This window comes from Rhizobium sp. BK049, assembly GCF_014193135.1.
In the GTDB taxonomy this organism is placed as follows: domain Bacteria; phylum Pseudomonadota; class Alphaproteobacteria; order Rhizobiales; family Rhizobiaceae; genus Rhizobium.
This window is the reverse complement of record NZ_JACHYV010000055.1, coordinates 1-7202: the sequence shown is the minus strand read 5'-3', so window position 1 is coordinate 7202 and position 7202 is coordinate 1. Positions and strand designations below refer to the sequence as shown.

Genomic DNA, 7202 nt, shown 5'->3' with positions numbered 1-7202 from the left:
CTGGTGAAATGCTCGACTGCTTCTCGCCAGCAGAATGCGCAAACTACCTCACAAATTCAGGATATGCTTCCGTATGAAAGCAGCAGGCTCTAACGCGGCCGGATGACCCGTCACGCGCTGCTTGATTTCTTCCGCGAGCCGGCCGCGCGCACCGACGTATTCAGCGCTGCCGCGGCTCGAATGAGCGCCTTCAGCGCCTCCTCGTCGATCCCGTCGCCTTCATGAAAGTCGATGGCACGCCGGGTATTCCCGTCGAGGCTGGAGTTGAAAAGCCCGTTCGGATCCTCAAGCGACGCTCCTTTGGCGAAGGTAAGCTTGACCACGCTCTTATAGGTCTCGCCGGTGCAGATGATGCCGGCGCGCTCCCACACAGGAACCCCTCGCCACTTCCATTCCTCGACCACCTCGGGTTCGGCTTGCTTGATGAGTGCCCGGACCCGCGCGAGCATGTCGCCGCGCCAATCCTTGAGCTCCTCGATCCTCGCATCAATCAGTTGAGAGGGAGAGGCTTGCCCGTTCCCTTCCTTGGAATCGGTCTTCTTCATGCTTGCCGTCGCCTTCTTCATCTTTGTCGTTCTCCCGTCGCCGCGCATCAAAACCTCACATCCGTTCGCCGGGCAACCGGCTCGCCTGCTCTACCCACGAGGCGATCTGCGCCTCGTCGAAGGGATCGTCCTCGCGGATATTGAGGTAACGCACCTCTTTCTGCTTGGACTCGCCCGGCGGCAGAGGATGCAGCGACGCGCCCTTGAAGAAGGCCACCTTGATATAGCTGGCGTAGCAATGGACGCCGAGGAACCAACCCTGCCCTTCCATGCCGTAAAAGGGCGAGTTCCACTTGACCGCCTTGCAGACGCCGGGCACGGTTCTGGTGATTAGCGCATCGAGGCGACGCCCGATCTCACTTTTCCAGTCCGGCATGGCGGCGATGTAGGCTTGCACGGGCGCATCGCCGTAACCCTTGGGGATTTGCGGGTTGCCGCCCGACAGAAGCTTCGGCGCCGCCCCCGCCGGTTTGGCGGTCTTTTTCGTGACCTTCTCCGCGCCTTTCGACGTTCTGCCCGCCATAGATTTCCTCCTAACCGCCGATGCCTCCCACCTCGCGCCGTGCCGCGGCATAGGGCAGTACGAACAAGGTGAGACCGGTAACGAGAAGCAGCCCGAGCGGCAGCAGCGCCAAGAGCCCAATCCAGACCGCCGACTCCTCCTGCACCATGGCGATGATATTGGCGATGGCGACCAGCGTAAAGGCAATGGACAGCCAACGGTGGACCTGCCGAAACCAGTTGCTCAAGTTCAATGAAGCCTCCTCGAAATCAGCCCGACGGCCTCGCCCGCTCGGCGATGGATCAGTCAATCCGCGCCAACACCTGCTCCAGTTTGTCGAAGAATTGCGGCCACCCGCTCCTGGCGCCGCCATAGGCCTGCCGCTGATCCGACCGGAAACCCGACTGCTCCATGCGCAGATGCGTACCCGCGCCCGTGGACGTGAGCGTCCAGGTCACGACGGTTTCGAGGCCATAGGCGCCCCAGCTGTAAGCGAGGGTCTTGTGGGGCTCGACTTCCAGAACGCGGCAGTCGACCGCACCCCAATCGGCGTTGAAGTTAAAGCGATGGTCGACGACCGGCTTGAAGTCGCTTTTCATCAACCACTCCTGAATCAGGTGCGGCTGGGTCAGCGCCCGCCAGATCTTTTCCGCCGGAAAAGGCATCTCCCGCTCGATGACGACGGAACGTGTTTCGGTCGATATGTCTGTCATTGATCCATCCTCTTCAACAAATCTTCGAGGGCATTGAAGCGGCTTTGCCAGAAGCCGGCCATCTCGCTCGTCCAGTCGACGAGCGGCGCAAGCGCGCCGAGCTGCGCGCTGTAATGCGTCTGCCGCCCCTCATGACGGTCGCGCACCAGGCCGGCTTTCTTCAGCAGCCCAAGATGTTTCGAAACGACCGGTTGCGAGACCCCGGCCTGCGCCGTCAACGCTCCGACCGTCTTCTCCCCTTCCCGGCACAGCCGCTCGAAAAGCGCGCGCCGGGTAGGATCCGCAAGCGTCCTGAAGAGCACGTCCTGAGCGTTCGACATGAAGACACATACCTATACAGCTATGAATTAACATATAGCCGTCGAGATATACGTATGTCAAGCGACGATAGCAAGCGACGAATGGATTGGAAAAAACTGGGGCCAGCCCGCGAGCATACAACAATCGAAAAGCCACGAACACATCCAGCATAGCCCATCGGCTATGTATAATTGCGACTCGCCAGCCTGAAGGGCAACCGACATGCGGAAAAACGCCGGAAGCCGCTGACGGCTTCCGGCGATACATGCTCTGCATCTTTTTGAATTCAGGAGCCTGAGACGACTTTCAGGTTGCCGCCATGGCTGCCGCCGGCGAATATCTGCTTGCGGCCGAATTCATTGTTGAATGCCAGACGCTGCTGCTCGCGAGTAATGCCGAGCTCGGGGAAGAGCAGCTCGGCCACACGATAGGCCTCTTCGAGATGCGGGTAGCCGGAGCCGATCACTGTGTCGATGCCAAGTTCCTGATATTCGCGCAGGCGGGCAGCCACCGTCTTCGGAGAGCCGACAAGCGCGGTGCCTGCGCCGGCGCGCACCAAGCCGACGCCGGCCCATAGGTTCGGCGCGACCTCAAGCTTGTCGCGGCGGCCGCCGTGAAGAGCGGCCATACGCTTCTGTCCGACTGAATCGGATTCGTGGACAAAGCGCTCCTGCGCCTCGCGGATCGTTTCGTCGTCGAGATGACGGATCAGCCGCTCGGCCGCCTCCCATGCCTCCTCGTCCGTTTCCCGCACGATGAAATGCAGGCGGATGCCGAAGGTCACCTCGCGGCCACGATCAGCAGCCGCCTTGCGCACCTTGGTGACCTTCTCGGCCACCTGCGCCGGCGGTTCGCCCCAGGTCAGGTACTTGTCGACGCGGCCGACCGAGAAATCGATGCCGGCATCCGACGAGCCGCCGAAATAAAGCGGCGGGCGCGGGTTCTGCACCGAGGGAAAGCCGAGGCGCGCATTGGTCGCCTTGATGTATTTGCCGTCGAAGCTCGCCGTCCCCTTGTCCAGCAGCTCTTCGAACACAGTAAAGAACTCCTCGGCATGGGCGTAGCGCTCGTCATGCTCGAGATGGATGCCGTCGCCGGCAAGCTCCGCCGGGCTGCCGCCCACGACGATGTTGAGCAGCAGGCGGCCGTTGGAAATGCGGTCGAGCGTTGTCGCAAGACGCGCATAATAGGCAGGCGATGCCGTGCCCGGGCGGATCGCCACCAGAAACTGCAACTTCTCGGTCTTTGCAGCCAGTGCGGCTGCCGTCACAAAGGATTCCTCGCACGCAACCCCGGTCGGCAACAGCACGCCAGAATAGCCCAGCCGGTCTACGGCCTGCGCGATCTGGGTGAGATAGCCGATCTCCGGCGCCCGGTTGAGGTCGGAAGAGCCGAGATAAGTGCCGTCGCCCGATGTAGGGATGAACCAGAGAAAATTGATGGGATCAGAGGTGGCGGTCATGAAAACGGTCCTTTACTGCGAAATTCGAAGATCAGCTCGCGCGGTGAGCCTGGAATGGCTGCACACCGCCGCCATGCGAATGCTCGGAAGGGCCGCGGTGGCGGTGCGAAAATGGTCCGGGCACCTGTCTACGCTTGAGCATTTGAATGTCCTGTCGGTCGACGGCGGTTATCACGCTCCGTTCCAGAGCTGGCCCCCAATTCGCACAAATACTGACATAGACTACAGATTATATCGATAATACGAGTTTGCCATTGTTGCGCCGTTCGCGGAATATTTTTTCGCGTTTGACGTGGTGAGGGCTCTTCCCATGCCCCCTTCGGTAAACTCGCCCGGAATCGCGATCAGGCGGAGTTCCTTACGCTCTGCCTCGCTACTTCTCTCGACGTTCGGCAGCCAATTGCTCGCGAATGAAGGCGGGACCGCCGGCAAGACGTTTCGCAAGCAGGCTCGCCGGATCGACCATGCGCCAATATGGCGTCACTGTCGAAAGCGGTTCGCCCTTCTCCAGCGCGCCGAAGGATAATTCGGCGATCGCACGCAAACGCCGCTGCACCGTCACCGGACAGCAGGCATCCGCTCCGTACTGGGCCGCGAGCCGGCGGCGCAGGACGCCGGCCTCAGTAAGAACACCTTCAGGCGCCAATAGAATCTGATCTTCGATCATCTGCCGCGACGGAATAAGCATCGCCTGGGTGCCGCTGCGGCCCTTGCGACGTGGCTCGATCGTTGGAACTTCGTTCATGTCACCCCGCGGGAAACCTTATTCGTCGTTCCCATCTAGGGCTCGGCTGAATGGAGACCAGCCTCATATGCGCCAACCGGAAGGAAGTCCGTCTTCACGGCTTTTCTGCTTGCGCCGTTTCGGTTACTTCTCAAGGCCTCTCACTCAGGATAAGGATAGGACATATGGCTAAAGTCGCGTTCATCGGTCTCGGCGTCATGGGCTTCCCCATGGCCGGTCATTTGAAAACGAAGGGCGGCCACGATGTCACCGTCTACAATCGCACAGCCGAGAAAGCCGCTGCCTGGGCCGAGAAATTCTCCGGCAAATCCGCGCCCACACCGGCAGAGGCTGCGGCTGGCGCCGACTTCGTCTTCGTTTGCGTCGGCAATGACGACGATCTCCGTTCGGTGACCTCGGGTGAGAACGGGGCTCTGCACGGCATGAAGCCGGGTTCCGTGCTGATCGATAATACCACCGCCAGCGCCGAAGTCGCCCGCGAGCTTTATGCCGCGGCAAAGGAAAAGGGTGTGGATTTTATCGACGCTCCAGTCTCCGGCGGCCAGGCCGGCGCCGAAAACGGAGTGCTGACCGTCATGTGCGGCGGCGATGAAGCCGTCTTCGAGAGAGCCCGGCCGGTGATCGACGCCTATGCGCGCATGGTCGGCCTCATGGGGCCGGCCGGTTCCGGACAGCTTACCAAAATGGTCAACCAGATCTGCATCGCCGGCCTCGTCCAGGGGCTTTCTGAAGCGCTGCACTTCGGCAAGCGCGCCGGCCTCGATATTGAAAAGGTCGTCGAGGTAATCTCGAAAGGCGCGGCCGGCTCCTGGCAGATGGAAAACCGCCACAAGACCATGAATGCCGGCAAATATGATTTCGGCTTCGCAGTCGACTGGATGCGGAAAGATCTTGGCATCGTGCTCGCCGAAGCGCGCAGCAACGGCGCCAAGCTGCCGGTCACCGCCCTCGTCGACCAGTTCTACGGCGACGTGCAGGCAATGGGCGGCAATCGCTGGGACACCTCCTCGCTGCTCGCCCGGCTTGAGAAATGATCGGTTCCTCCTCCGATCCGGCTGAACTGATCGCGCATCTCGAAACGCTGCGCTCGGAGGAGAATGCCGCCGGACTGGCGCGATTCGGCATCGTCACCGACCGCGCCCTCGGAATTTCCAATCCTGATATCAGGGCAGTCGCCAGATTGGCGAAGAGGAATCACCTCAGGGCAATGCAGCTCTGGCGAAGCAATATCCGCGAGGCTCGGCTGCTCGCTCTCTATACCGCCGAGCCGAAGCGGCTGACGCCAGAAGAGGCAAGAAACTGGGCTCATGATTTCGACTCCTGGGAAATCGTCGACTGCGCCGCCGATCTCTTCGTCGAGGCGGGCCTGGACGAGCTCATTCCGGAATTCGCTGCCGAAGAGCGCGAATTTGTCCGTCGCGCCGCTTTTGCGATGATCGCTGGCGCCGCCGTCCATCGAAAGGGCGAGACCGATATGGCCATCCTTTCCTGGCTGCCGCTGATCGAGGTCCATTCCGGCGATTCCCGCAACTTCGTTCGCAAGGCGGTCAATTGGGCATTGCGCAGCGTCGGCAAACGCAATCGCGCCTGCCATGGGCCGGCGCTGGGGTTGGCGAAGCTGCTGGCTGAACGTCCGGATAAAACCGCCCGCTGGATCGGCAGGGATGCTGTCAGGGAGCTGAGCGGTGAAAAGCTGTTGGCGCGGCTGAAATAGCGCGATGCGTCCAAGGCTGAGGATTTCGCCTCGTCGTCAATGGGGCCTGGATTTTTCCACCAGAAAGTCGATTAAGACTCTTACCGCCGGCGGCATGCCCTTGGCCGTCGTGAAGACGATATAAAACTGGCCCTCTTCCGACTGTCATTCCGGCAGCACCCGCACCAGCCTGCCGGCCTGCAGATCCGCCTCGCAGGCACTTTCGAGCAGAAGCCCGAAGCCGAGGCCGGCGCGGGCTGCATCGAGAATGGCGGTCATGCTGCGGCAGGTCAGCCTCGGCTGATGCCGGACTACCCGTTTGTCGTCATTCGGACCGATGAGTTCTCAAGTATGGAACGACACCAACGGGGTCATCGCCAGCGTCGGAAGATCGGCGAGTTCGTCGACGCAATTTAAACCGCCGATGCGTTCGAATGAGCGACGGACTTGCGACCAGGATTCGCCGCGCCCTGTCGAGCTTGCGCATCGTCAGGCTCGTCTGTGTCTCCGGCTCGTTGGTCGCCCTCACCTCAAGATCGATCCGTTCGTTGATGAGGTCGGCGCGGCGGTCGGAGCCGATAATCTGTAGCTTGATCTACGGATAGCGTTCGAGGAATTCAGGCAGTATGCCTCCGACGGAAATGTCGACCGGACCAAGCGGGCAGCCCATCCGCACCACACCCTGAAGGTCGGATTGGGCCTCGGTGACGATCGCTTTGGCGCGATCGGCCTCCGTTGAGATCGTCCATGCGGACAAGCTGTCCGAGAGTATGAATGAATGCCGCCCCGAAAGGGTTGTATCCTCTCTCCAGCAAAGCTGTAATCACATTGTCGGCATTGGATTCTTCTTTCCACGAACCGTCGCGGCAAAGCCAACCAATGCCCAATGTCAACCCAAACTCTCTTGAGAATAAGAATGGCCTCAATCAAGGCCTGCAGGATGCCGACGTGCGATACACAACATGCCGGTTCGGCTTACCTGGATAGTGCTCCGAAAATGCAGCCACAAGAGCGCGTGTCAAAAAACACTGCAAGGACGGTCCGGCAGGGAAGACCGGACCCGTCCCCGTAGCTGATCGGAGGTCACTCGGATCAGAAACTGATTTGAAGCGTCCCCGGCCCGAAGACCGGGGATACTCACCAAGTGGATTAGAACGAACGCTGCAGGCGGAAGTAGCCCGTCGTGGAGTCGTCAGCGTCTTCCGGATCGAGGTACTGAACCGAAGCCTTGGCGTAGAAGTT

The 7202-nt window shown here is 60.8% G+C and carries 9 protein-coding genes and 1 pseudogene; 2 read left to right on the top strand and 8 right to left on the bottom strand.

The window, feature by feature from the left end; genetic code table 11:
* Positions 1-110: 110 nt before the first annotated feature.
* The 7 genes from FHT70_RS29760 to FHT70_RS29730 form a co-directional block, all read right to left on the bottom strand.
* Positions 111-566 (bottom strand): DUF1801 domain-containing protein, encoded by a 456-nt coding sequence (locus FHT70_RS29760; RefSeq protein WP_183706717.1) that lies wholly within the window; start codon positions 564-566, stop codon positions 111-113.
* A gap of 34 nt (positions 567-600) precedes the next feature.
* Positions 601-1068, bottom strand: a complete 468-nt coding sequence (locus FHT70_RS29755) for a DUF1801 domain-containing protein (RefSeq protein ID WP_183706716.1) — start codon at positions 1066-1068, stop codon at positions 601-603.
* 10 nt (positions 1069-1078) lie between these two features.
* Positions 1079-1300, bottom strand: coding sequence for a hypothetical protein (locus FHT70_RS29750; protein WP_183706715.1), 222 nt, complete (start codon positions 1298-1300; stop codon positions 1079-1081).
* A 49-nt stretch (positions 1301-1349) separates the two neighbouring features.
* Positions 1350-1760: an SRPBCC domain-containing protein gene (locus FHT70_RS29745; RefSeq protein WP_183706714.1), complete on the bottom strand. Its 411-nt coding sequence runs from the start codon at positions 1758-1760 to the stop codon at positions 1350-1352.
* The gene (locus FHT70_RS29740; RefSeq protein WP_183706713.1) at positions 1757-2080 is read right to left on the bottom strand and encodes a metalloregulator ArsR/SmtB family transcription factor; all 324 of its coding nucleotides are present in this window, start codon (positions 2078-2080) and stop codon (positions 1757-1759) included. The genes FHT70_RS29745 and FHT70_RS29740 overlap by 4 nt, the downstream gene beginning before the upstream one ends.
* Before the next feature lie 266 nt (positions 2081-2346).
* On the bottom strand, positions 2347-3522 hold the full coding sequence (gene ssuD / locus FHT70_RS29735) for an FMNH2-dependent alkanesulfonate monooxygenase (protein ID WP_183706712.1): 1176 nt from the start codon (positions 3520-3522) through the stop codon (positions 2347-2349).
* Between the two features lie 373 nt (positions 3523-3895).
* Positions 3896-4267, bottom strand: coding sequence for a hypothetical protein (locus FHT70_RS29730; RefSeq protein ID WP_183706711.1), 372 nt, complete (start codon positions 4265-4267; stop codon positions 3896-3898).
* A 164-nt stretch (positions 4268-4431) separates the two neighbouring features.
* On the opposite strand from FHT70_RS29730, the gene FHT70_RS29725 reads away from it, so the two are divergent.
* On the top strand, positions 4432-5301 hold the full coding sequence (locus FHT70_RS29725; protein ID WP_183706710.1) for an NAD(P)-dependent oxidoreductase: 870 nt from the start codon (positions 4432-4434) through the stop codon (positions 5299-5301).
* Positions 5298-5981: a DNA alkylation repair protein gene (locus FHT70_RS29720; protein ID WP_183706709.1), complete on the top strand. Its 684-nt coding sequence runs from the start codon at positions 5298-5300 to the stop codon at positions 5979-5981. The genes FHT70_RS29725 and FHT70_RS29720 overlap by 4 nt, the downstream gene beginning before the upstream one ends.
* A 36-nt stretch (positions 5982-6017) precedes the next feature.
* On the opposite strand, the pseudogene FHT70_RS29715 reads toward FHT70_RS29720, so the two are convergent.
* A pseudogene (locus FHT70_RS29715) lies at positions 6018-6732 on the bottom strand (LysR substrate-binding domain-containing protein).
* Positions 6733-7202 lie beyond the last annotated feature (470 nt).